The organism is Hubeiibacter jixunmingi (genome assembly GCF_041928215.1).
Lineage (GTDB): Bacteria > Pseudomonadota > Gammaproteobacteria > Pseudomonadales > Moraxellaceae > Acinetobacter.
This window is the reverse complement of sequence record NZ_JBHFHK010000031.1, coordinates 1-24,099: the sequence shown is the minus strand read 5'-3', so window position 1 is coordinate 24,099 and position 24,099 is coordinate 1. Positions and strand designations below refer to the sequence as shown.

The following is a 24,099-nucleotide window of genomic DNA, read 5'->3' as shown; positions in this document are numbered from 1 at the left end:
ACCGATGAATCTTTTGCTGCTAATATCTATCTGGCTGCAACAATAATCAATTTGCGTTAATTGTCAACACGCCCTAGTTTGGGACACATTTCATCTACAGAGTGATTCTAACACAATCTAGTCTAACAACTCAGCTAAAGTTTTACTACGCTCAGTCGTCATTTCAGCCAAGCACGATGTAACAATCAAGCCACTACCAGCCCCTTGTGCTTCACTACCGATTGCCCCCATCAAGCCATTACATTGCTTATCACGATAATTCAGCCATGCGGTTTGTGATTGTTCTAATGCTTGTTGTGTGTTGGTATTTTGTTGCTGATAAAGCTTTTGATAGGTTTTATTCAGCTGTACTTTGGCTTGGGAAAATTGCTTTTCATAACATTGCAAATCTTCATAGACATTGCCAAAATCACAATTTGCAAAAGTTAAGCTCGATAAACCCAATCCTAATACTGCAAACGACATTTTGATTGTTAATTTTTCATCATTTCACCATTTAAAATTTACTGACAAGGCTGGGTAAATGTTTTACTCACCTGACCTTGTTTTTGATGTTCATAATTGACAATAAAATTGCCATTTTTTACATAGGTTAATGTGTCATCACTATTAATTGCCGATAAAACAAAACTGGCATTTTTATCAAAACCCAATTTTACCAAATTTAAAATGTGTACAGGTTTATTCTGATGTAAGCGATAAAATGCCAAACCTTTATCGCCATATTGTGCTAAGACACATTGATTTTTTGCATCAAATAAGATTACATTATCTCGACTATAAATGCCTTTTTGAGCATCAATAAAAAAATCAGTAGACGTATAACTGCCCACCGAAAAATGAATCTGTGCCGAATTATCATGCCAAATAATATCTTCTGGATATTTTAATGCAAGAAATTTTTTTAATGGTTGTTTGTCTAGTTGATAATAAACCTGACAAAATTCATATTGCTGACAGTTATTATCTTTATAAAACTTTAATTGCTGATTTGGTGATTTGGTGATTTGGTGATTTTTCATATAACACAGGCTGAGATGGTTTTATCTCAGCATAGCTATATGATGCACAAATGCTACCCAAAAACAATAAAGCGATTTTAAAAAATTTTAGCTTTTGCACGTATGTTCTGCCATGAAATACTCAATATCAGCAATGGTCTTAATGGCATCCACAGTCATATTTTCAGGATTATCACCACGCACCACGATATCATCTTCAATACGAATACCGATACCACGCCATTTTTCATCTACTGTCATGTCATCTGGAGCAATATATAAACCCGGTTCAATGGTCACCACCATATTATTTTCATAAGCACGCCATTCGCCTGCATCATTTTTATAATCGCCTACGTCATGCACATCCATACCCAGCCAATGCCCCGTACCATGCATAAAGAATTGACGATATTTTTCAGTTTCAATCAATTCATTTAGCTCACCTTTGAGTAAGCCCAAATCAATCAAACCTTCTGTCAAAATTTTTACTGTGGTTTCATGTGGTTTACGATAATGATTGCCCAGTTTAACTTGTTCAATGGCTGCCAATTCGGCATTTAACACCACTTCATAAACTGCTTTTTGTTCTGCAGTAAATTTACCATTTACAGGGAAAGTACGAGTAATATCGCCTGCATAATGTTGATATTCACAACCTGCATCAATCAAAACCAAATCGCCTGATTTTAAAGCTTGATTATTTTCGACATAATGTAAAATACAGCCATTTGCTCCACCACCGACGATACTATTATAAGATGGCACACAACCATATTGTCCAAATATATAATTGATTTCTGCTTCAAGCTGATATTCCATCATATTTGGACGGATTTTTTGCATGGCATATAAATGGGCTTTGGCACTGATTTTTGCCGCAGCACGCATCAAATCTAATTCTTTTTTAGATTTAATCACCCGCATTTCATCCAAAATGCTATCTAGTGGAATAATACTTTTTGCAGCGTGCACCCCTTGACGATGTTGATCATATAACGCTTTACACCATGTCGTAACTTTATGATCAAAAGCATGGTCTTTACCAAAGCGATAATACAGCTTATCTTTATTTTGAATAAATTGTAAAATCTCTTGGTCTAAATCAGTAATCGCAAATGCTTGATCGGCATGATAATCTTCTACCGCACCAGCCAAACCCGCCCGATAACCATTCCAAATTTCCATATCACGATTACGTTCACGGCAGAATAAAATATAGTCTAATTTGCCTGTATTATCTGTACTCAATACCGCCACCGCTTCAGGCTCAGCAAAACCTGTTAGATAATAGAAACTACTTTCGGCACGATATTTATAATCAGCATCGCCATTACGCAGCATTTCTGCACGTGTTGCAATAATGGCTACGCTATTTTTTCCCATTTTTTTGGCGAGCTTAGCACGGCGTTGTTTAAAATCTTCTGCATTTAAAACTGGCAACTTGATCTTTAGATCTATAGACATTTCGTTTATTCCTCAACGTGTTTATGACATTTTGATTTGCATAGGTACAATCAAAATTTTTCTTACCTTATTACTACTGTGTTTGATTGTCAATCTGTGCTTTAGGCTTATTGCCATAACGCTCTAATAAAATCGGAATAATCGTCGAAGCCATCGCAGAACCAATCACCAATACGCTACCCAAAGCCATTAAGGTATTCATTCGTTCACCCAATACTAGCATGGCAATGATGACCCCAAATACAGGCTCTAAAGCGATAAGCATACCCGAAATATGCGTTGGAGTTTTAGTCAGCCCGATATTCCATAGTTTGTAAGCCAACCAACTACAGCCCACACCCAAATAAATCACCGCAAACAAACCCGACCATGAGAAATGAATTTGCCATGTTTTGGTCAGTATTAAAACCAATGGCAAGCAAAGTATGACTCCTTGTACAAAAATGATCGAGGTATATACATTCGGTGCAATTTTTTCCATAAAACTTTGTCCCAAATAGATACTCAAGGTAAAGCCAATCCCTGCCAATAATACTAAGGTTAAACCAAATAAACTGACCGTGCCATCACCATGTGAACCTAGACCCAGTATGACAATACCCAGAAATGCCAAAACACTCAGTATCCAATCATACCAAGCGACTTTTTTGCCAAATAATAAAAAACCTAATAACAGAACCAATATCGGTTCAGTACCGATTACCGTCACCGCACTGGATGCAGAGGTATAACCTAAACCAATAAATTGCATTAAAATACCAATCGGAAAGATTAAAAATGAAATGCCCCACATTTTTTTGCGTAAATCGGGAGCAACAGTATGATAATGACGTATAAATAATGGCAATACGATAGCAGCAGCAATGCTTAGACGCAATAGCACAACGACCGCTGGATCAAACATCTGGTAAGCATATTTGCCAGCGGTAAAAGAACTCGCCCAAATAATAAGTGCTACAATCATATAAAACATGGATCACGTCCTTGAATATTTAAATATATTTTCAATCATTTACAAACGACAAGGAGATATATAATCGCTAAGCCATTTAAAATAAATACACTACAAATTTAAAAGCAAAATGATTTTAAATCTGTAGTGTTCCAGACTAGTTTAACTTTTTCGGCTGATAAATTTCTACGCCGTCATCATTGTCATCGTGATGATGGTGATGATCATGATCGTGATGGTGATGATCATCAAAATCACCTGCCTCTAGGTTTTCATAAAAACCATCAATCAAGCTTTTTTCATCGGATGCTTCATGTTGTTTTACTGCTTTTTGCAACAGTGGTAGATCTGCTACAGCGATTTTTTGACGACCTGTAGAAAGACTAATTGGAATCAAATGTACAAACTCGTACAGCTCTTGATAACTTTGCTCGCCTTCTTCATCGTCATCACCATCTTGGTATTCTACCGATGCCACATCTTGCAAGCCTTCGATAAGCTCTGCTTCATCACTACGTACATAACCTGATGCCAAACCAAAACCTAACACCACACCATTACACCAATCTGCCAAAGCTTGTACACGCTTTTGCAAAGGATGGCTATCATCTGGCAAAGCAGGTAAATATTCTAATTCATCGTCATGAATATCTGCGGCAATGTCTTCACCTTCTTCGGTCAAGAATTGCAAAGCATCATTTTCTAGACTAGAAATTTGCAAATGTCTTAAAATCATTTGCCATTCATCTTTGTTTGGTGCTTGAGTTACACAAAGTAAACCAATCAGTAAACCGTTGAGCTCACTTGGGCTGTTCACCCCTTCAACCGCAAAAAAATGTTGGTTCCACAGCGTCCAACCGCTAATATCATCTTGCATTCGTCTGTCCAATCTCTATACTTAGCACTATGAATCGAGTTTTCCCGAGTGCGACAGCCTATGTTAAAACAATTACAGTACTTACAGCAACAAGTTCGACGCTTAGCTGAGCAATTAAATGACGCTAGACAGTATGGAAAGTATCAACAACAGCAATTGACCCTTTCGAATAAAAAGGTCGATGAGCTGACTGAAAAATTGAGTAAGTATGAACAGTTGCAAAGTGATCATCAGCAATTGCAAAAGGCAAAGCAAGCGTTAGAAAACAATCAAAATGAGTTAAATAATCGTTTTGATCAATTATCTAATACAAACAATTCGCTCAAGTTACAACATGAAAGCTTGCAAAATCAACACACTGACGCTCAAAAGCAAATCAAAGAGTTGATTCAACAACGTGATGTATTGTTGAAGAAAAATGAGCAAGCTAAGCAAAAAGTTGAGTCAATTATCCAACGTTTGGCAGTACTTGGCACAGCACAAGATGACTATGGACGTGAAGTTTATCAGCTCAACCAATTAAGCGAACAAGAACAGGATGAAGTGCTTATCCCTGTAGAACGCAGTCCAAAATAAGCTGTAAATATATCTACCTTTATCAAGCAATATATGAGTCATAACCATGAGTGATTTAACAACAGTCGAACTTTGGTTTTTAGATCAGAGTTATAAGCTAGGTTGCCCTGCCCATCAACAACAAGAGTTGAAAGATGCTGGTGCAATGTTAGAGCAAAAATTTCAAGATATGCGTGAAGCAAGTCCACGGATGATTAACCAAAAGATTGCTGTCAGCGTTGCATTGCAATTAATGCAAGAAGTCAATGAGCTGAAAAGACAAATCAGTCAGTACGAAGCTTGCGAAGAAGTCATTGCCGAAATGGTCAAAGACACCGAAAAGGCTTTGGCAGACTGAGCATTAGCTCAAGCAAACTGATCGGCTGAATTATGCATCAAAAGCTTATCTGAACGGATAAGCTTTTTTATAGGAGTGATGACTTCCCCAATTTTATACTAGAAAAATCAAAGGTGAACAGACTATAAGCAAATGTTTTTGACTAAAATTGAGCTTTCCAAAAAAGTTTGCTATGATGACCTTGTCTGGGGTGTTTGCCAACGGGTCTATTTCCCTGAGCCGATAATTTTTACCCTAGGATGGTCAATGCTTATGCTGGGTGTAAGTCCATCTTGAATGGAAAACCGAAGGTACGAGCTTGGCTATCCACCTTGAAACACTGGTTTCAAGGGCTATGACTTGTAGCGGCATCTCGGACACATTATTTTATTACATGTTAAATTTTCTATGTGAAATTTAAATGACAAGTTCTATGACAGCGGATCGTTTTCAAGATATAAAAAAGCAACGCAGACTGATTGCTAAGCAACGCCGTCAATTGTCTATTTTTCAATTACGCCAAGCCGAACAGAAAGTGTTACAGCGTTTAAAAAATGATGCAAAAATTAATCATGCTCAGCATATAGGTATCTATCTTGATGCTTTTGGTGAAATACCTACTCGTCAATTTATCACTTATTTATTATCACAGAAAAAAAGTGTTTATTTACCTAAAATCTGCTCAATGAATCAGCGTTTACTTTGGCAAAAAATAAGTATTAATCAGCTTCGCCAACAACGTTTTTATAAACATCGTTTAGGTATGTTTGAAAGTGCTTTAGGACGTGCAACAAATACGCAAAAATTAGATATTATTATTATGCCTTTAGTATTATTTGATCACTTTGGGCAACGTGTCGGTATGGGTGGCGGTTATTATGATCGTACGCTAAGTCGATACCCTTATTTGCCTTATCGTTTGGCACTTGCCCATGATTTTCAATGTGTTGCAGAAAAATTAATTCAGCAAAAATGGGATGAAAATATCAATGCAGTATGTACGCCTACTCACTTTTATCGATTTAAACCGCATTTTTCTAAAACTCGCTCTCACCTTTAAAATCATATAAATTATAAATACACTTTCATCAAAACTAAGGCATTATATTCAAAAGAAATAACCTTTATATCTTAATTTTTTCATCTACTTTCAGCAATATTATTCACATAAATTGTTAATTTTTCATTGGCATTTCTATTTTCCAGCGGTATATTCACATTTATCTAAGCTACTTATATCTTCACGTTAGCTATTATAAAATTATCCTTTACATCCAATTAAATTATATTATGAATCAAAGAATTTAATTGTCTTTTATCTTAAAATAGTATATTTTTATTCTGCAATTTTGATTTGAATAGCAATATTGTCAATGTATTGGATGAAATAGAATATATGATGTGTTCTCAATGTATATAAATATCATTTATACATTCGTTCATTATTTTTTCCACTTAAGATTAGAGTAATCATCAGAGGTATGTATGGCTGGCAATACAATTGGGCAACTTTTTACGGTCACAACTTGTGGCGAGTCACACGGTGTTGGTCTTATGGCGATCGTAGATGGTGTTCCACCTGGTTTGGATATTGATGCAATCGATTTGCAAAAAGAATTAGATCGCCGCAAACCAGGTACATCAAAATTTGCTACCCAACGCAAAGAACCTGATGAAGTAGAAATCATCTCTGGCGTATTTGAAGGTAAAACAACAGGTACATCGATTGGCCTGCTTATCCGTAATACAGACCAAAAATCAAAAGATTATGGCAATATTGCCCAAACATTTCGCCCAAACCATGCAGATTATACATATACTCAAAAATATGGTTTTCGTGATCATCGTGGTGGCGGACGTTCGTCAGCACGAGAGACAGCAATGCGTGTTGCAGCAGGTGCGATTGCCAAAAAATATTTAGCTGGAAAATTTGGTATTTTAATTCGTGGTCATGTCACACAAATTGGTACTGAAAAGACTGAAAAATTAGATTGGTCAGTTGTAGAACAAAACCCTTTTTTCTGCGGTGATATAGATGTAGTGCCACGTTTTGAACAGCTGGTGACTTCACTGCGTGAGCAAGGTACAAGCTGTGGTGCAAAGTTAGAAATTATTGCTGAAAATGTCCCTGTTGGTTGGGGTGAGCCAGTATTCGATCGATTAGATGCGGATATTGCCCATGCGATGATGAGCATTAATGCAGTCAAAGGCGTAGAGATTGGCGACGGCTTTGCTGTAGCGGAGCAATTCGGACATGAAAGCCGTGACGAGCTTACACCGCAAGGATTTACATCCAATCATGCTGGTGGTATTTTAGGTGGCATTTCTAGTGGTCAAACCATTCGTGTGGCTATCGCTCTAAAACCAACTGCTAGCATTACGACCGCAGGCAAAACCATAGATTTGCAAGGTAACAGCACGGATGTGATTACAAAAGGGCGTCATGATCCATGCGTAGGTGTACGTGCAACACCGATTGCAGAAGCAATGTTAGCGATTGTATTGATGGATCATTTTTTAAGACATCGTGCACAGAACGCAGATGTGGTGATGCCGTTACATCCGATTGCGTGATTTATAGTGTGTTAAATTGGGAATAGAAAACTGTTTGCACTGAGCTTGTCAAAGTGTAACGTTTTCTATCATAGTTTCTTGCGAACGATCTCTCTCAACGCCGAAAACGGCAAGCTGGTTTTATTTTAGTTTCAAAACACTGTACATTGAATAAAAAAAGCCAAAGTCAATACGACTTTGGCTTTCACGATTTAATATTTTGTGAAAAACAATAAATCTAAATTATATGATTAACGGTTGTTGCTGTCTTCGCCATCAACGTCATCATATTTAGTGTCTTCATAACCGCCAGCTACGCCGCCAAAGCCACCTTGTGGTTGAGCACCAAAGCCACCTTGTGGTTGAGCACCAAAGCCACCTTGTGGTTGAGCACCAAAGCCACCACCAAAGCCGCCGCCTTGACCACCAAAGCCACCTTGCGGTTGACCACCGAAGCCACCTTGACCGCCGAAGCCACCTTGACCGCCGAAGCCACCTTGTGGTTGACCGCCAAAGCCACCTTGTGGTTGACCACCAAAGCCACCTTGTGGACCAGCACCAACTGGCGCACCAGCAGGACGTGGGTTACGTGCAGGTACAACAGTAGAAATGGCGTGTTTATAAACCATTTGACTTACTGTGTTCTTCAACAATACAACGTATTGATCGAAAGATTCAATATGACCTTGTAATTTGATACCGTTTACCAGAAAGATTGAAACTGGAATGCGTTCTTTTCTGAGAGAATTCAAAAACGGATCTTGCAAAGTTTGACCTTTAGACATTATTCAACTCCAAAATTAAAAAAACATCATCTCTATTATTTGCTTAAATATGACAAAAGATGAATATGTACATTCTGCTTTATCTAAAACGATTGTGCAAGACCTTAATTCCTTCATCTCGGTTACAAATCATTTCAATTTGATGTTTTTCTGACAATGAGCGTAGCCATGTGTATTGACGTTTTGCGAGCTGTCGCGTAGCGTACAATGCCTTATCTTTCATATCATTATGATTTTTATCATTTTTTTCTTGATTCAACAAGTAATCCAATGCTTGACGATAACCTACCGCACGCATAGAATTTGTACTTTCACTTACATTGTATTTTTCTATTAAACTTATTACTTCTTGCAAAAAACCCATCTCCCACATGATTTCTAGACGTTTTTCTATACATTGATGCAACTCGCTTCTTTCGGGAAATAAGGCATAGTTCACGAAATCATATTTTGTGTTTTTGTGGCACGTCTGTTCAGCCTGCAATTCGCTGATTGGTCGTCCAGTCAAGTGGTATACTTCTAAAGCACGCATGATGCGTTGTTTATCCGAAACTTTGAATTTTTGACCTGCCACCACATCCACGCTGACCAATTCATCGTAAACAGCTTGCCAACCTTGCTCATCGGCTTTTTGTTGAATTTTGGCACGCACATCGGCATCACTATTGGGTAAATTATCCGCCAAACCTTCTAATAAACCTTTGAAATACAGCATCGTACCACCAACCAATAACGGAATTTTGCCTCGGGCATGAATGGCGTCAATCAAATTTTCTGCATCTTCGACAAACTCTGCCACAGAATACACTTCGGTCGGGTCAATAATATCAATTAGATGATGTGGATAGCGTTGTTGTTCTTCCTTACTTGGCTTGGCTGTACCAATATCCATATCACAATAGACCAAAGCTGAATCCACCGAAATCAGCTCAAATTTGCCAGTATCATATAGCTCACACGCCAAAGCAGTTTTACCACTGGCGGTAGGCCCCATCAAAGTCACTACAGGAAGTTGCGTAGCCATTTATTCGCCTCGTGAAAATAATTTGTCTAATTGGGTTAAAGGAAAAGCACGCCAAGTCGGGCGACCGTGATTGCATTGACTAGCGTGTTCGGTCTGCTCCATCTGGCGTAGCAAAGCATTCATTTCTGCAAGGCTCAATTGGCGATTGGCTCGCACCGCACCATGACACGCCATCGTTGATAAAATCTGCTCTCGTTTACGGGTCAAAGCTGCCACATCATCATTCGGGTCAATATCGTTCAAGATTTCAGGCAATAATTGATTGAAATTACCCTGTTGCAAAATCGCAGGTACAGCACGCAACAGAGCTTGTCGTTCGCCATAAATCTCGATATCTAGCCCAAAACGTTGTAATAAAATCGGCTGTAACTCTTCCAAACGTTGCATTTGCAATGCCGTCAAACTCACCACTTTGGGCAATAATAATTGTTGTGCTTGCCAAAAGTCATGATTATCCCACGCCTTTTTCATTTGTTCTAACACGATACGTTCATGGGCAGCGTGCATATCAACAATAATCAAGCCCTCACGATTTTGTGCCAAGATATAAATTTGGTGCAATTGTGCCAAGGCAATACCAAGCGGATATTCAGATGCTTGTGATGGTTGATTTTGTTGGCTTTGGGAAATGTTTGTCGTACTTTGACTTAAACCATGATCAACATCATCATGCATAGGACTTAAATATTTTTGCAATGCATCTAATGGATTGGCTTGCGGTGTATAAGGTGAACGGCTGGCAGGTTGATAATGCGTTTTTGCCGTGTCATGTTGGCTAGGCTTATGCAATGCCAAATCATCTTGATAGCGTGGTTGTGGCAGATGATTTTGTGGTGCGGTGATTGGCGAATTGAGTGGATTGGCAAAATGATTTTGTTCAGTTTGCACATCATCTATTTTCATGGCATCGCTTAAATCACTTTGGGCAGTTTGTAATTGTGCCAAGGTTTTTTTGGCAAAATGTCTTACAAATTCATGTACTTCACGTTGATTTAAAAAACGAATTTCATGCTTAGTCGGATGCACATTGACATCCAATTCTTCTGCTTGTACTTCCAAAAACAACAAATAACTGGCGTGTTGATGACCATGCAAAATGCCCTCGTACGCCATACGCAAAGCATGGCTGACGGTTTTGTCTTTGACTACACGACCATTGACATATAAATATTGCATATCGGCTTGCGGACGGGCTTCCGATGGATGACCCAACCAACCTGTGAGTTGCATATGTTGGCTATCGACATCAAGCCAAAAGGCATTTTCGGCAAAGGCACGCCCAAGCAATTGTAATACTCGTTGATAACGCAAAGCACCACTATCGGCAATCGGTAAATTGAGCTTAATTTGTTGATTATGTTCCAAAATAAGTTGCACATCAAAATGCGTGAGTGCCATACGTCGCACTACTTCCTCAATGTGTTGGTATTCTGTGGCAGGGCGTTTTAAAAATTTACGTCGTGCAGGCACATTAAAAAATAAATCTTGCACACGTACGTGCGTACCGCGTTGCATGGCACAGGGTATTAAGTCTTGATGATGCTGTAAGGCTGCACCGTTGATATCCAATTGATACCCCAAACCATCATCATTTTGACAACTACTCAGCCGAAAGCGTGATACTGCCACAATCGATGCCAACGCCTCACCACGAAAGCCTAAACTGGCAATACTGGCGAGTTCTTCAGCGGTTTTAACTTTGCTGGTCGCATGACGCATCACGGCTAATTTTAAATCATCTGGGTGAATACCAAAGCCATTGTCGATGATTTCAATTAAGCTTGTACCACCTTGCTCCACACGAATGGTCAGCTGTGTCGCCCCTGCATCGATGGCATTTTCCAATAATTCTTTCACCACCGATGCAGGACGCTCAATCACCTCACCTGCTGCAATTTGGTTGGCAAGAGCAGGCTGTAATGTTTCGATACGACGGATAGCACGTTGGTTTGGCATGGTGATTTCGCTTTATGCTTTTGTTTATGTGTCTAATTTGACTGTTAAAAAATTAAGTTAATCGCTGTTTAAGTTGCTCAATTAAGTGTTCATTCGCAAAAATTTCTACTGTACGCTCACTGCTCTGCCCTTGTGTTTCGACATGACTTAACTTTAAAGTCATATCTGGCTCAGGTAAAAAGCCCTCGCCTTTAGAAGGCCACTCAATCAACATCAAACGCTTTTCTTCACTGACATAATCGCGAAAGCCCATCAATTCCAATTCATACGGATCTTGCAAACGGTATAAGTCAAAATGATAAACATTGCCTGCACTCAAATGATACGGCTCAACCAAAGTATATGTTGGGCTTTTTACCGCACCTTGATGCCCTAAAGCCTGTAGCCAATAACGTGTCAGTGTGGTTTTGCCTGCTCCCAAATCCCCAATCAAAAACACTACGCCTATCGGCAAGACTTCAGCAAGTTGCTTTGCAAAATGTTGTGTATCTTGTTCATTCAAAAGACGATGGCTAAAATGCGACATAGGAAATCATAATTTTTAAACAAAGTGGACTTTTATTATAAAGCATTTTTTTTGATTTTAGTGAGTTTTGATAAAACAAAGTGAGAGCAAGTCTAGAAAGCTTGTTTTTCTTCAAGCTTAATGATTATGAAAAAAATGTATGTGATTCAAATTATTATCGCCACTTATAAATTGGTTATTTTTTTTACACTTGCGACTTTTGTATTTTTAATCATGGACTTTGCAGACCTTTTACTGTAACATATCCTTTTAAGTTACAAGCGAGCAGGCTGGACAGAACGACGTTCTGACCTTGTAGTCTACTTGCTTTTTTTTCGCTTAAAATTTAAGGAGCTAGCCGTGAGCGTCCCTGCTATACTCGCCCTTGCTGATGGTACGATTTTCAAAGGAACTGCCATTGGTGCAACAGGACAAGCGACTGGAGAAGTCGTATTTAATACTGCCATGACTGGCTATCAAGAAATTTTGACCGATCCAAGCTATGCTGAGCAAATGGTCACTTTGACTTACCCACATATTGGTAATACTGGCTGTAATAGCGAAGATACTGAATCTGGTCGCCTACTTGGTAAAGAGCAGAAGGTTTGGGCGAACGGTTTGATTATCCGTGATTTGCCTTTATTGCACAGCAATTTCCGTAGTGAACAATCTTTAAGTGAATATTTGGTTGCACATAATGTTGTTGCGATTGCTGATATTGATACCCGTAAATTGACTCGAATTTTGCGTGATAAAGGTGCTCAAAACGGCTGTATCTTGGCAGGTGAAGATGCCACTGCTGAAAAAGCCATTGAACTTGCCAAAGCATTTAAAGGCTTAAATGGTCTTGATTTGGCAAAAGAATGTTGCGACAAAGACGGCTTTGAATGGACGGAAGGTTCATGGCAATTGGGCAAAGGCTTTACTCAACCTGAGATGAAATATCATGTTGTTGCATATGACTATGGTGTAAAAACCAATATCTTGCGTATGCTTGCTGACCGTGGTTGCAAATTGACTGTCGTGCCTGCACAAACCCCTGCCGAAAAAGTATTGGCTTTAAATCCCGATGGTATTTTCTTATCAAATGGTCCTGGTGATCCTGCAGCGTGTGATTATGCCATTGAAGCGGTCAAAACCATCGTTGATACCACAAGCATTCCAGTATTTGGCATTTGTTTAGGGCATCAGATTTTGGCATTGGCAAGCGGTGCAAAAACCATCAAAATGAATCACGGTCATCATGGTGCAAACCATCCTGTACAAGTTCTAAAAGATGGTACTGTGATGATTACTTCTCAAAACCATGGTTTTGCGGTAGATGAAGCGACTTTGCCAAGTAGTGTGCGTGCGACACATCGTTCATTGTTTGATGGTACAAACCAAGGTATTGAACGTACAGATAAGCCTGCGTTTAGTTTCCAAGGTCACCCAGAAGCAAGTCCAGGCCCGCATGATTGTGCACCGCTGTTTGATCACTTTATTGAGTTGATCGAGGAGGCTAAGAAAGAGGCATGACTGTAATTGTAGTGTTGTTTGCTGTATTCTTTGCAATTAGGTTATACTTTTTATCAATATCAATTAAAAATGAAAAAAAATTAATTGATATTGGTGCCAAACAAATTGGTGAAAAAAACTCAAAGTTATTGGCTGCTTCGCACATCATTTATTATTTTACAGCTTTAGCAAGTGCATATTTTTTTTGAAGTTCAGTTTAACTGGATTTCAGCAATAGGTGCTACTATTGTTGCATTATCTTTGATGGTGTTAGGCTATATTATCCGAGAGCTTGGCGAAATTTGGACGGTAAAAGTCTATATTTTGCCGAATCACACTATCAATCGTTCTTGGTTATTTCGGACTTTTAAACATCCAAATTACTTTTTAAATATCATTCCAGAGCTGATTGGCATCGCATTATTGTGTCAGGCATGGTGGGTATTGGCAGTAGGTTTACCAGTTTACTATGTGATTTTATTTGTTAGAATCCAACAAGAACAAGAAGCAATGAAACATCTGTTTTAAGCTGCAACATAGAGTAAGTAGTCATTTTTTAATTACTAAAAGATGGCTACTATTCTTACTTTCAAAACAATCAATATTGAGCAACATCGATTTTGAATATTGGTCATACTCGATATTTAGAAGGAACTAAACATATGAAAAAAATTATCTTAACTCTGTCCATCTTTGTTTCCACCCCAATTTTTGCCAATAGCTTTTGCGATACTGCAACACAAAGCATCAATCAAGATGCCGCAAATTATTGGCAATATGGTAGTTATGGTGAAAATTATGATCAAGATTTATATGATCAATATTACGATATTTTTGAAAAAAATCTAAAAAGCACTTTAAGTGATAATCAGAGCTGGTCATGCGATTGGAAAGATGTATCGGGTATCAATATTCACTTTTCCCCTGACCAAAAACTGCGTTCATTTACTTGGGATATTGGTAATAGTGGCACATTACATGAATTTGCTACACTTGTACAAATTCAAAATAAACAAGGCAATGTCAAATTAATTGAAAATATCGCCAACCAAGATGATGGTATTCCTGCCATGAGCAAAATCAGCCAAATGAATTTGCCGAATCAAGATTCTCCGATTTATCTCTTGCATCATTTTTTTATTGGCTCAAGCCGTTTACATGCCCAAAGCATTGCTTTAGTGAAGCTGCAAAATGATGAAATTGTTCCTGCAAATATCATTAAAACCAGTAAATTAAAAAATAGTTTAAACTTTGAATATAGCACCATGGATATAGATCAAGTTTACAACGACGATGAAGATACTTTTATTCAAGTCGATAGCAAAAAGATGCAAATCAGTATTCCAGTCGTGCTTGATACCGCACAAAGTAATCATATGGGTTATGTCAGCAAAAATCGTATTATTTATCAATATGATGGTCATTTATTTCAGCGAGTGAAAAACTAATGAATAAAATTTTATGCTCTTTATTTTTTATGGGTATTGCATGTTCTGCACAGGCAGAAGTAAAGCCAACGCCCGAGCAAAAGCAACAATTTGAACACGCTGTAGATCATGCAGTGTATAGTCACGTTTTATTGAGACATAGTATGCTCAGTATCGTCAGCCCTTATGCTTATGATAATGTAGATATGAAGACGCTATCCTTAGAAAAAATCAAAATTTATGTGGTAAATAAACCTTCTATCATGCAGTGCGTTGTCAATCAAGTACAGCCCAGAAACTACCAAACCGCATTACAACAAAGCCTAAAATCTTATTATCTAAGCGTTAGCCCAGAACAGTTTACAGCAGATTTTGAATATTTGACCGCACCGAAACGCCAAGAATATTATCAATTGCAACAACAAAGTATGCAAGATTTTAGCAAGATTAAAGTCAATGATATTATGGCTGAAAATAGTGCTGAAACCCTTGCTCAAATCAAAAAAGCCACCACCAAACTAGAGCAATTTTCTGCAAATACGCCTGAAGAACAATGGCAAGATAAATCCGAATCATTTATGGATGAATCAAGCCGTCAGCCTTTGCTAAATTTATTGGGTTTAAGTCTTGCCAATACACCTTTTGAAGCAGATAAAAGCCTACCGAAAGCCAGTCCAATGTCGATTTATAGCCAAAAAGTCATTAATGATTGTCACAAGAATTTTTGGAAACAGACATATCAAGATCTGCATGCAAAACGTAAAAATTAAATTCATTTTAAAATTAAATTTGCACCTTAAATACGCACTCGACATTTTTTTATAATGAAAAAATATGTGTATTATGGTAGAATAGCTTAATTTGCATTTTTTAATCACTGGGAAAGACAGCATGCCAAAGCGTAGCGACATTAAATCTATTTTAATTATTGGTGCAGGACCGATTGTTATTGGTCAAGCCTGTGAATTTGACTACTCAGGTGCACAAGCCTGTAAAGCGTTACGCGAAGAAGGCTACCGTGTTATTTTGGTCAATTCAAACCCAGCGACCATCATGACCGATCCATCTATGGCGGATGCGACCTATATTGAGCCGATCACTTGGCAAACTGTTGCAAAAATCATTGAAAAAGAACGCCCAGATGCGGTATTGCCGACCATGGGCGGACAAACAGCATTGAACTGTGCTTTGGCTTTGGATGAACATGGTGTATTAGAAAAATATGGCGTAGAGCTGATTGGTGCAACCAAAGATGCCATCGAAAAAGCTGAAGACCGTAAATTATTCGACCAAGCAATGCGTAAAATTGGCTTGGAATGCCCGCGCGCTGCGGTTGCCGAAACCATGGATGAAGCATTAGAAATTCAGGCTCGTTTTGGTTTCCCTGTGATTATCCGTCCATCATTCACTATGGGTGGTTCAGGTGGTGGTATCGCCTATAACCGTGAAGAATTTTTAGAAATCTGTGAGCGTGGTTTTGACTTATCCCCTACTCACCAACTATTGATTGACGAAAGCTTAATCGGTTGGAAAGAGTACGAAATGGAAGTGGTACGTGACAAAAATGATAACTGTATCATCGTCTGTGCTATTGAAAACTTTGACCCAATGGGCGTACACACAGGCGACTCGATTACCGTTGCCCCTGCACAAACTTTGACTGATAAAGAATATCAAATCATGCGTAATGCGTCGATTGCGGTATTACGTGAAATCGGTGTAGAAACAGGCGGTTCAAATGTTCAGTTTGGTATCAATCCAAAAGATGGTCGTATGGTGGTGATCGAGATGAACCCACGTGTATCACGTTCATCTGCATTGGCATCAAAAGCAACAGGTTTCCCAATTGCCAAAGTCGCTGCTAAATTAGCCGTGGGTTATACGCTTGATGAATTGAAAAATGATATTACAGGCGGTGTCACCCCTGCATCATTTGAACCATCAATTGACTATGTTGTGACCAAAATTCCACGTTTTAACTTTGAAAAATTCCCACAAGCTGAGCCAGTATTGACTACACAAATGAAGTCAGTCGGTGAAGTGATGGCGATTGGTCGTAATTTCCAAGAGTCTGTACAAAAAGCATTGCGTGGCTTAGAAGTTGGTGTATGTGGTTTTGATGAAAAAATCACAAGTGATGTTGAAAATGTCAAAGATAAAATCTTGGTCGAACTCAAAGTACCAGGCCCTGAGCGTATTTGGTATGTGGCAGACGCATTCCGTCACGGTTTTAGCCTAGATGAAGTGTTTGAAGCGACTAAAATTGACCCTTGGTTCTTGATTCAAATTCAAGACATTATCAATACTGAAAACCAAATCAAAACTTTAGGTTTTGGTGATTTGACGGCTGAAAACATCCGTGCCTTTAAACGTAAAGGTTTATCAGATTTGCGTATTGCCAATTTGATGGGCGTATCAGAAAAACAATTCCGTAAGCAACGTTGGAACTTGGGCATTTATCCAGTGTATAAACGTGTTGATACGTGTGCGGCTGAATTTGCATCAAATACTGCTTATATGTATTCAACTTATGATGAAGAATGTGAAGCCAATCCATCTGACAAAGACAAAATCATGGTCATCGGTGGCGGTCCAAACCGTATTGGTCAAGGTATTGAATTTGACTATTGCTGTGTACACGCGGCACTTGCAATGCGTGAAGATGGCTATGAAACCATCATGGTGAACTGTAACCCTGAAACGGTTTCTACCGATTATGATACATCAGACCGTTTATTCTTTGAACCGATTACCGCAGAAGATGTACTAGAAATCGTACGTACTGAAAAGCCAAAAGGCGTAATTGTACAATATGGTGGTCAAACGCCATTGAAATTGGCTCGAGCTTTGGAAGAAGCAGGCGTGCCAATCATTGGTACTAGCCCTGAAGCGATTGACCGTGCGGAAGACCGTGAACGTTTTCAACAAATGATTCAAAAATTGAATTTACGTCAGCCAAATAACAGCATTGTGAAATCGGCTGAAGAAGGCTTTAGCGAAGCAGCAAAAGTTGGCTATCCATTGGTGGTACGTCCATCTTATGTATTGGGCGGTCGTGCGATGGAAATCGTTTATAACGAAGATGAATTAAAACGTTATTTACGTGAAGCGGTACAGGCATCTAATGAAGCACCAGTATTATTAGACCGTTTCTTAGATGATGCGATTGAAGTCGATGTGGACTGTGTATCGGACGGCAAAGAAGTGGTGATTGGCGGTATTATGCAACATATTGAGCAAGCAGGCGTGCACTCTGGTGACTCAGCTTGTTCGATTCCGCCATATTCATTAAGCCAAGATATCCAAGATGAAATGCGTCGTCAAACTATTGCTATGGCAAAAGAATTGGGCGTAATTGGTTTGATGAACGTGCAATTTGCAGTCAAAGATAATGAAGTGTACATCTTAGAAGTGAATCCACGTGCGTCACGTACTGTACCATTTGTCTCAAAATGTATTGGTACATCATTGGCGAAAATTGCCGCACGTTGTATGGCAGGTCAGTCATTGCAATCGCAAAACTTCACTGCGGAAATTATCCCAACACATTTCTCAGTAAAAGAAGCAGTATTCCCATTTGCTAAATTCCCTGGTGTAGATCCTGTGCTTGGGCCTGAAATGAAATCTACAGGCGAAGTGATGGGTGTTGGTAAAACTTTTGGTGAAGCCTATCACAAGGCAGTATTGGGTGCGAATGATCGTTTGCCTGAGTTACCAAAAGATGGCGATATCAAAACTATTTTCTTATCTGTACGTGACTCTGATAAGCCACAAGCGGTGAAATTGGCGAAGAAATTCAGTGAGCTTGGCTATAAATTGGTGGCGACTGGTGGTACTTATAAAGTGCTTGCTGAGGCAGGTGTAGATTGCCAACGTGTCAATAAGGTCAATGAAGGTCGTCCGCATATCGTAGATATGATCAAAAATGGCGAAATTCAGTTTATTATCAACACTACTGAAGGCAAACAAGCTCATCAAGATTCGTTTACCATTCGTCGTTCTGCATTACAAGCTAAGGTGCATTCAACCACCACCATCAATGGTGCAGATGCGGTATATCAAGCCTTGACCAGTGACGATACTTTAGATGTTTATCGTTTGCAAGATTTATAATCTAAGCGATAGATTGTGAGTAATAAAACCGCTTTAATTATTTAGTTAAGGCGGTTTTTTTCAATATAAATCAAGGAGAAAAAGATAATGCAAAAATTACATTATCCAATTAAATTTTACTGGCGAAAACCGTTAATGATTTTTGTCACCATAATGTGTTTTATATGTGCTATTGGATTTTTTATGGAAATATTTTTTGATTATTTCCCTCAAAACTCGCGTGGTGAATTACCAAAATTCATGCAATTTATCATGATGTTATCCATGTTATTGGTAGGTTGCTTTACATTAATACCAAGCTTAAATAATTTGGCAAATATTATTGTAGAATCAGATAAAATCAGTTTACTTAATCCAATAAAAAGGGAATACCAAGTAATTAATTTTCGTGATGTTAAAGCAATTAATTTTCATTTGGATACAAAGCACCCAGTTATGACGATTATTTTTAAACACAAACTTACTTTCAATATGAAGTATAAAGAATATCCACTACATAATTTTAGAGTAGAAAAATACGCTTTAAATAGCCGACAAGTAGCAGATATTATTCAACAAGCTTGGCAAAATTTTCAATTCAATGCTGAAAACCCACAGCAACACATTGAATTGCGTGATATTAAACAAAAGTTTTTTGATTGGTACTAGGGTAAAAGCATTATAGTTAAATTTATCTAAAGCCTATGCTAGTTAAACTTAGCCTCACCTTAAATAACGTGAGTTTGGTTTTAAAAGGTATGTTTTTGTTGTAATTATATGATTTTAAAGAAGTAGGGTGTGAGAAACATTGTTTCGCAAGACACACCATTTTAATGCCGTTTTCTGAAAGGTGCGTAAGACGCATCCTACATCTGAATTAAAAAATTTTACATAAAATCAAACACTTATATTTAAACTTATCCCAAACTCACTTCAAATATCATATGCTCTAAGCATATAGAACATTTGTGATGAGTACTTGCCCTACTCTCCGCTACCCATATCACCAACCTCACCGACCAAATAAATTTACGTATTCTTTCATTTTTTTGGTTGCTAAATTCACCAATTTATGAAATATTAATTTGTATAGTCAAATTTGTAGAAAATCCTCCAAGGACGAGTCAAATCCAAAACAACATGCCTTTGTCTTAGCCCAAAATGGTCGCTATTTCTATTTGCAATGACTATAACATGTAGATATCACGTATGATGTCATAGATTTTTGTGCAGATTGGAAAGCTTTTGTGTTTGATAGATCAAACTTTTCATCATCTGTTTGTTTTCGTAATTTTAATTTTGGAGACGATAAAATGGATAACCGTCCTTTTGAACAACCTTTTAGCCATTTAGGCAATGACCGTTCAAGTGATTTTTTGGCAGCACACTGGATGCCATTTACAGGCAACCGTGATTTTAAAGCCAAGCCACGTATGATTGCCGCAGCACAAGGTCATTATTATTTAACCGAAGATGGTCGCCGTATCTTTGATGGCTTGTCAGGTCTATGGTGCTGTGGTTTAGGACATGGAAATCCAGAAATCGCCCAAGCCATCGCTAAAGCTGCCTCAGGTTTAGATTATGCACCTGCTTTCCAGTTTGGTCATGCAGGCTCTTTTGCATTAGCCAATAAAATTATTGAACACGTTCCTACGGGCTTAAATCGTGTATTTTTTACAGGATCTGGCTCAGAATCAGCAGATACAGCATTGAAAATGGCACGTGCGTACTGGCGTTTGCGTGGTAAGCCAGGTAAGAGTTTATTGATTGGTCGTGAAAAGGGCTACCACGGTGTAAATTTTGGTGGTATCTCCGTGGGCGGTATTGGTGGAAACCGTAAAATGTTTGGTCAAGGTATTGATGCCGACCACTTGCCACATACTCAGCCTCCAGCAGGTTCATTTATCAAAGGGCAAGCTGAAGGCGGTGAAGAGTTAGCAAATCGTTTATTGGATTTAATTACACTACACGATGCATCAAATATCGCAGCGGTGATTGTTGAGCCATTTTCAGGCGCGGCAGGTGTAGTAATTCCACCAAAAAATTATTTAAAACGTCTTCGTGAAATCTGCGATCAACATGATATTTTGTTGATTTTTGATGAAGTGATCAGTGGTTTTGGTCGCTCAGGTGCTTGGACAGGTGCAGAAGCCTTTGGCGTAACGCCAGATATTTTGAATATGGCAAAACAAATCACCAACGGTGCACAGCCTTTAGGTGTAGTCGTCGCCAAACAAGAAATTTATGATGCATTTATGGCAAATGGTGGTCGTCCTGACTATATGCTCGAGTTTGCTCATGGCTATACCTATTCTGCTCACCCTGTGGCGTGTGCAGCAGGCTTAGCGACCATTGACTTATTAGAGCGTTACAATGCCCCACAACAAGTGACGGATATTGCACCTTATTTCGAGCAAGCAGTGCACGACTTACGTGGCGAACCGCACATTGCTGACATTCGTAACTTTGGTTTAGCTGCTGGCTTGACAATCAATGCTGTTACAGGTGAACCAGCGAAACGCCCGTATGAAATCGCCATGAAGATGTGGGACAAAGGTTTTTATGTGCGTTATGGTGGCGATACCATTCAGCTTGCACCACCATTTGCAGTAAGTCGTGAAGAAATTGATTCATTAATCAATGCCTTAGGCGAAACTTTGCATGAAATTGATTAAGCTTAACTGAATGTATGAGCGACTGTATTTTCTATAACACCATGAATATACAGTCTTAAAATGATGAAAGGAATAGACGATGAGCAATACCATGATTACCCATTTGATTGATGGCAAACGTGTGGACGGTGGTGAACGCCAACAAGCGGTATTTAACCCTGCAACAGGCGAAACGACTAAAAATGTACGTTTGGCTGACTTGGCAACCTTAGAAGCAGCAGTTGAGTCTGCTCAAAAAGCTTTCCCTGCTTGGCGTGATACGCCACCGGCAAAACGTGCCCAAGTGATGCAACGCTTTAAAGTATTGCTTGAACAAAATGCGGAAAAAATCTGCGAATTGATTGCCGATGAACACGGTAAAGTCATTCCTGATGCCATGGGCGAACTACAACGTGGTATGGAAAATGTCGAATATGCGGGCTTTGCAACAGAACTACTTAAAGGCGAACACAGCAAAAACGTCGGCCCGCAAATCGACTCTTGGAGTGAATTCCAACCTTTAGGCGTGGTGGCTGGTATTACGCCATTTAACTTCCCTGTGATGGTGCCATTGTGGATGTGGCCAATGGCGGTAGTTTGTGGTAATACCTTTATCTTAAAACCATCTGAACGTGACCCATCAAGTACGCTATTTGTTGCGGAATTGGCATTGCAAGCGGGCTTACCAGCAGGCGTGTTAAACGTCGTACAAGGTGACAAAGAAGCGGTCGATTTCCTATTGACTGATAAACGCATTAAAGCGGTCAGCTTTGTCGGTTCAACGCCTATTGCTGAATATGTGTATAACACGGGTTGTGCTAATGGCAAGCGTGTACAAGCCCTAGGCGGTGCAAAAAATCATGCTGTGGTGATGCCTGATGCTGACCTTGACAATGCGGTATCTGCTTTGATGGGTGCCGCGTATGGTTCGTGTGGTGAGCGTTGTATGGCTGTGCCTTTGGCGGTATGTGTTGGCGATGATGTTGCTGATAAGCTATCTAGCAAATTACAAGTAGAAATTGCCAAAATGAAAGTCGGTGTCGGTACAGACCGCACGGCTGACATGGGTCCTTTAATCACTAAAGCACATTTTGAAAAAGTCAAAGGCTATGTAGAGCAAGGTATCAAAGAAGGTGCGACTTTGGTGGTAGATGGTCGTGACTTGGTGGTCGAAGGTCATGAAAATGGTTATTTCTTAGGCCCTTGTCTATTCGATAACGTCAAAACTGGCATGGTGATTTATCAAGAAGAAATCTTTGGCCCTGTGCTAGGCATTGTGCGTGTCAAATCATTACAAGAAGCCATGGATATGATTGATGCCCATGAATATGGCAATGGTACGTGTATCTTTACCCGTGATGGTGAAGCAGCACGTTATTTCACTACCCATATTCAAGTTGGTATGGTTGGCGTGAATGTGCCGTTACCTGTGCCTGTGGCGTATCATAGCTTTGGTGGTTGGAAACGTAGTTTGTTCGGTGACTTACATGCTTATGGTCCTGATGCGGTGCGTTTCTATACCAAGCGTAAGACCATTACTCAACGTTGGCCAAGTAGTGGCGTGCGTGAAGGTACACAATTTAGCTTTCCAAGTAATGGTTAATTAAAATCGTTATAAGCAGTAAAAGGCGAGAATTTTGAATTCTCGCTTTTTTTTGCAAAGCGTCTAAGGTCATTCTATTAATAAATGGATTAATTTTTATTCACCTTTTCTTTCTAACTATTGTACCTAGATTATATATTCAAGCTACAAAAGTTTTTTGATTGATTCAATAATTAATGCTTCTCTTTTCTCAATAAATTCAATAAAATCTGCAAACTCTAGACTATGGTCACTAGGAATATGCTGGCTGACAAAGAAAGCTTTTCTTTGTACGTCATCAGCATATCTTTCGTTCAACCATGTTTTAAAATCCTTATCAGATTTACTCTGATTATCGTTACCTTGCAATAGTTGAATATTTGCCAATGTATTCTTTTTATCCTCAAACTTTTGCTTATCTTCTGAAGATAAATTTAATTTATCTATATTTCTACTGTTAAATAAAGATTGAGCAAAAACATGGTCTTGATGATAAATATTATTTGGGTTTCTACCTTCCGCTAGTAAAGCTAGAACAAGATATGTTACAGGTTTACCATATTTTAAGTCTGTAACAACGTTGAAATCAGAATCATTTTCAAAACTGATAGACTTGTTAACATGCTCTTTTTTTAATTTATCAATGATTAACTGTAAAGGAAAGCTATCACAATCTGTAGCTTTAATTAAGTCACGGATAGGCTTCAAGATATTGTCTGGCTGTCCACTAAAAGTTTGTCTAATTGCCGTTCTAATAATATAGGGTGTGTTGACATACAAAGAAAATCAGTTATTCTGATTATATGAATAGACTAACACTTACTGATGCCCAATG

The 24,099-nt window shown here is 38.8% G+C and carries 20 protein-coding genes, 1 other RNA gene and 2 pseudogenes; 13 read left to right on the top strand and 10 right to left on the bottom strand.

All coding sequences use genetic code 11. The annotated features are described in order from the left end of the window. Nucleotides 1–117: 117 nt before the first annotated feature. The 5 genes and pseudogenes from ACEYX7_RS06435 to ACEYX7_RS06415 form a co-directional block, all read right to left on the bottom strand. On the bottom strand, nucleotides 118–465 hold the full coding sequence (locus tag ACEYX7_RS06435; protein ID WP_374900329.1) for a lysozyme inhibitor LprI family protein: 348 nt from the start codon (nucleotides 463–465) through the stop codon (nucleotides 118–120). A gap of 38 nt (nucleotides 466–503) precedes the next feature. Beyond that, the gene (locus ACEYX7_RS06430) at nucleotides 504–1,022 is read right to left on the bottom strand and encodes a hypothetical protein (protein ID WP_374900328.1); all 519 of its coding nucleotides are present in this window, start codon (nucleotides 1,020–1,022) and stop codon (nucleotides 504–506) included. 87 nt (nucleotides 1,023–1,109) lie between these two features. Beyond that, entirely contained in the window at nucleotides 1,110–2,450 is a 1,341-nt protein-coding gene (pepP, locus tag ACEYX7_RS06425) for a Xaa-Pro aminopeptidase (RefSeq protein ID WP_374804173.1), read from the bottom strand. A 91-nt stretch (nucleotides 2,451–2,541) separates the two neighbouring features. Next, a complete protein-coding gene (locus ACEYX7_RS06420) occupies nucleotides 2,542–3,441 on the bottom strand; it encodes a DMT family transporter (RefSeq protein ID WP_374804165.1) in 900 nt (299 codons plus the stop codon). 256 nt (nucleotides 3,442–3,697) lie between these two features. Further along, nucleotides 3,698–4,297, bottom strand: a pseudogene (locus ACEYX7_RS06415) (UPF0149 family protein); the annotation flags it as partial. Between the two features lie 60 nt (nucleotides 4,298–4,357). On the opposite strand from ACEYX7_RS06415, the gene ACEYX7_RS06410 reads away from it, so the two are divergent. From ACEYX7_RS06410 to aroC, 5 genes are all read left to right on the top strand, one after another. Beyond that, nucleotides 4,358–4,873, top strand: coding sequence for a hypothetical protein (locus ACEYX7_RS06410; protein WP_374804163.1), 516 nt, complete (start codon nucleotides 4,358–4,360; stop codon nucleotides 4,871–4,873). Nucleotides 4,874–4,919: 46 nt separating this feature from the next. Continuing rightward, on the top strand, nucleotides 4,920–5,210 hold the full coding sequence (locus ACEYX7_RS06405; RefSeq protein ID WP_374804161.1) for a cell division protein ZapA: 291 nt from the start codon (nucleotides 4,920–4,922) through the stop codon (nucleotides 5,208–5,210). Between the two features lie 179 nt (nucleotides 5,211–5,389). Next, a non-coding RNA gene (gene ssrS, locus ACEYX7_RS06400) (6S RNA) lies at nucleotides 5,390–5,573 on the top strand. A 37-nt stretch (nucleotides 5,574–5,610) separates the two neighbouring features. Beyond that, nucleotides 5,611–6,249, top strand: a complete 639-nt coding sequence (locus ACEYX7_RS06395; protein ID WP_374804159.1) for a 5-formyltetrahydrofolate cyclo-ligase — start codon at nucleotides 5,611–5,613, stop codon at nucleotides 6,247–6,249. Nucleotides 6,250–6,674: 425 nt separating this feature from the next. Then, entirely contained in the window at nucleotides 6,675–7,763 is a 1,089-nt protein-coding gene (gene aroC, locus ACEYX7_RS06390) for a chorismate synthase (RefSeq protein ID WP_374804157.1), read from the top strand. A 230-nt stretch (nucleotides 7,764–7,993) separates the two neighbouring features. Here the strand turns inward: aroC and hfq are convergent, their stop codons facing one another. From hfq to tsaE, 4 genes are all read right to left on the bottom strand, one after another. Beyond that, nucleotides 7,994–8,527 (bottom strand): RNA chaperone Hfq, encoded by a 534-nt coding sequence (gene hfq, locus ACEYX7_RS06385; protein WP_374806953.1) that lies wholly within the window; start codon nucleotides 8,525–8,527, stop codon nucleotides 7,994–7,996. A 79-nt stretch (nucleotides 8,528–8,606) separates the two neighbouring features. Next, a complete protein-coding gene (miaA, locus tag ACEYX7_RS06380) occupies nucleotides 8,607–9,551 on the bottom strand; it encodes a tRNA (adenosine(37)-N6)-dimethylallyltransferase MiaA (protein WP_374804153.1) in 945 nt (314 codons plus the stop codon). Continuing rightward, on the bottom strand, nucleotides 9,552–11,507 hold the full coding sequence (gene mutL / locus ACEYX7_RS06375) for a DNA mismatch repair endonuclease MutL (RefSeq protein ID WP_374806952.1): 1,956 nt from the start codon (nucleotides 11,505–11,507) through the stop codon (nucleotides 9,552–9,554). A 52-nt stretch (nucleotides 11,508–11,559) separates the two neighbouring features. After that, on the bottom strand, nucleotides 11,560–12,033 hold the full coding sequence (gene tsaE / locus ACEYX7_RS06370; protein WP_374806951.1) for a tRNA (adenosine(37)-N6)-threonylcarbamoyltransferase complex ATPase subunit type 1 TsaE: 474 nt from the start codon (nucleotides 12,031–12,033) through the stop codon (nucleotides 11,560–11,562). A 339-nt stretch (nucleotides 12,034–12,372) separates the two neighbouring features. On the opposite strand from tsaE, the gene carA reads away from it, so the two are divergent. From carA to ACEYX7_RS06330, 8 genes and pseudogenes are all read left to right on the top strand, one after another. Beyond that, nucleotides 12,373–13,530 (top strand): glutamine-hydrolyzing carbamoyl-phosphate synthase small subunit, encoded by a 1,158-nt coding sequence (gene carA, locus ACEYX7_RS06365; protein WP_374804147.1) that lies wholly within the window; start codon nucleotides 12,373–12,375, stop codon nucleotides 13,528–13,530. Then, nucleotides 13,527–14,037: pseudogene (locus tag ACEYX7_RS06360) on the top strand (isoprenylcysteine carboxyl methyltransferase family protein). The gene carA and the pseudogene ACEYX7_RS06360 overlap by 4 nt, the downstream one beginning before the upstream one ends. Nucleotides 14,038–14,171: 134 nt before the next feature. Then, complete coding sequence (locus ACEYX7_RS06355; protein ID WP_374804145.1) at nucleotides 14,172–14,957, top strand: hypothetical protein; 786 nt, start codon at nucleotides 14,172–14,174, stop codon at nucleotides 14,955–14,957. Then, nucleotides 14,957–15,706, top strand: a complete 750-nt coding sequence (locus ACEYX7_RS06350; RefSeq protein ID WP_374806950.1) for a hypothetical protein — start codon at nucleotides 14,957–14,959, stop codon at nucleotides 15,704–15,706. The genes ACEYX7_RS06355 and ACEYX7_RS06350 overlap by 1 nt, the downstream gene beginning before the upstream one ends. Before the next feature lie 121 nt (nucleotides 15,707–15,827). Continuing rightward, the gene (gene carB, locus ACEYX7_RS06345; RefSeq protein WP_374804141.1) at nucleotides 15,828–19,049 is read left to right on the top strand and encodes a carbamoyl-phosphate synthase large subunit; all 3,222 of its coding nucleotides are present in this window, start codon (nucleotides 15,828–15,830) and stop codon (nucleotides 19,047–19,049) included. Nucleotides 19,050–19,136: 87 nt separating this feature from the next. Next, nucleotides 19,137–19,697, top strand: a complete 561-nt coding sequence (locus ACEYX7_RS06340; RefSeq protein ID WP_374900326.1) for a hypothetical protein — start codon at nucleotides 19,137–19,139, stop codon at nucleotides 19,695–19,697. A gap of 644 nt (nucleotides 19,698–20,341) precedes the next feature. Further along, nucleotides 20,342–21,703 carry an omega-aminotransferase AptA gene (aptA, locus tag ACEYX7_RS06335; RefSeq protein ID WP_465249753.1) on the top strand — a complete coding sequence of 454 codons (1,362 nt, stop codon included), beginning with the start codon at nucleotides 20,342–20,344 and terminating at the stop codon, nucleotides 21,701–21,703. A gap of 79 nt (nucleotides 21,704–21,782) precedes the next feature. Then, a complete protein-coding gene (locus tag ACEYX7_RS06330; RefSeq protein WP_374804137.1) occupies nucleotides 21,783–23,285 on the top strand; it encodes a CoA-acylating methylmalonate-semialdehyde dehydrogenase in 1,503 nt (500 codons plus the stop codon). 144 nt (nucleotides 23,286–23,429) lie between these two features. Here the strand turns inward: ACEYX7_RS06330 and ACEYX7_RS06325 are convergent, their stop codons facing one another. Next, nucleotides 23,430–23,972 (bottom strand): GmrSD restriction endonuclease domain-containing protein, encoded by a 543-nt coding sequence (locus tag ACEYX7_RS06325; protein WP_374900325.1) that lies wholly within the window; start codon nucleotides 23,970–23,972, stop codon nucleotides 23,430–23,432. Nucleotides 23,973–24,099: the final 127 nt, after the last annotated feature.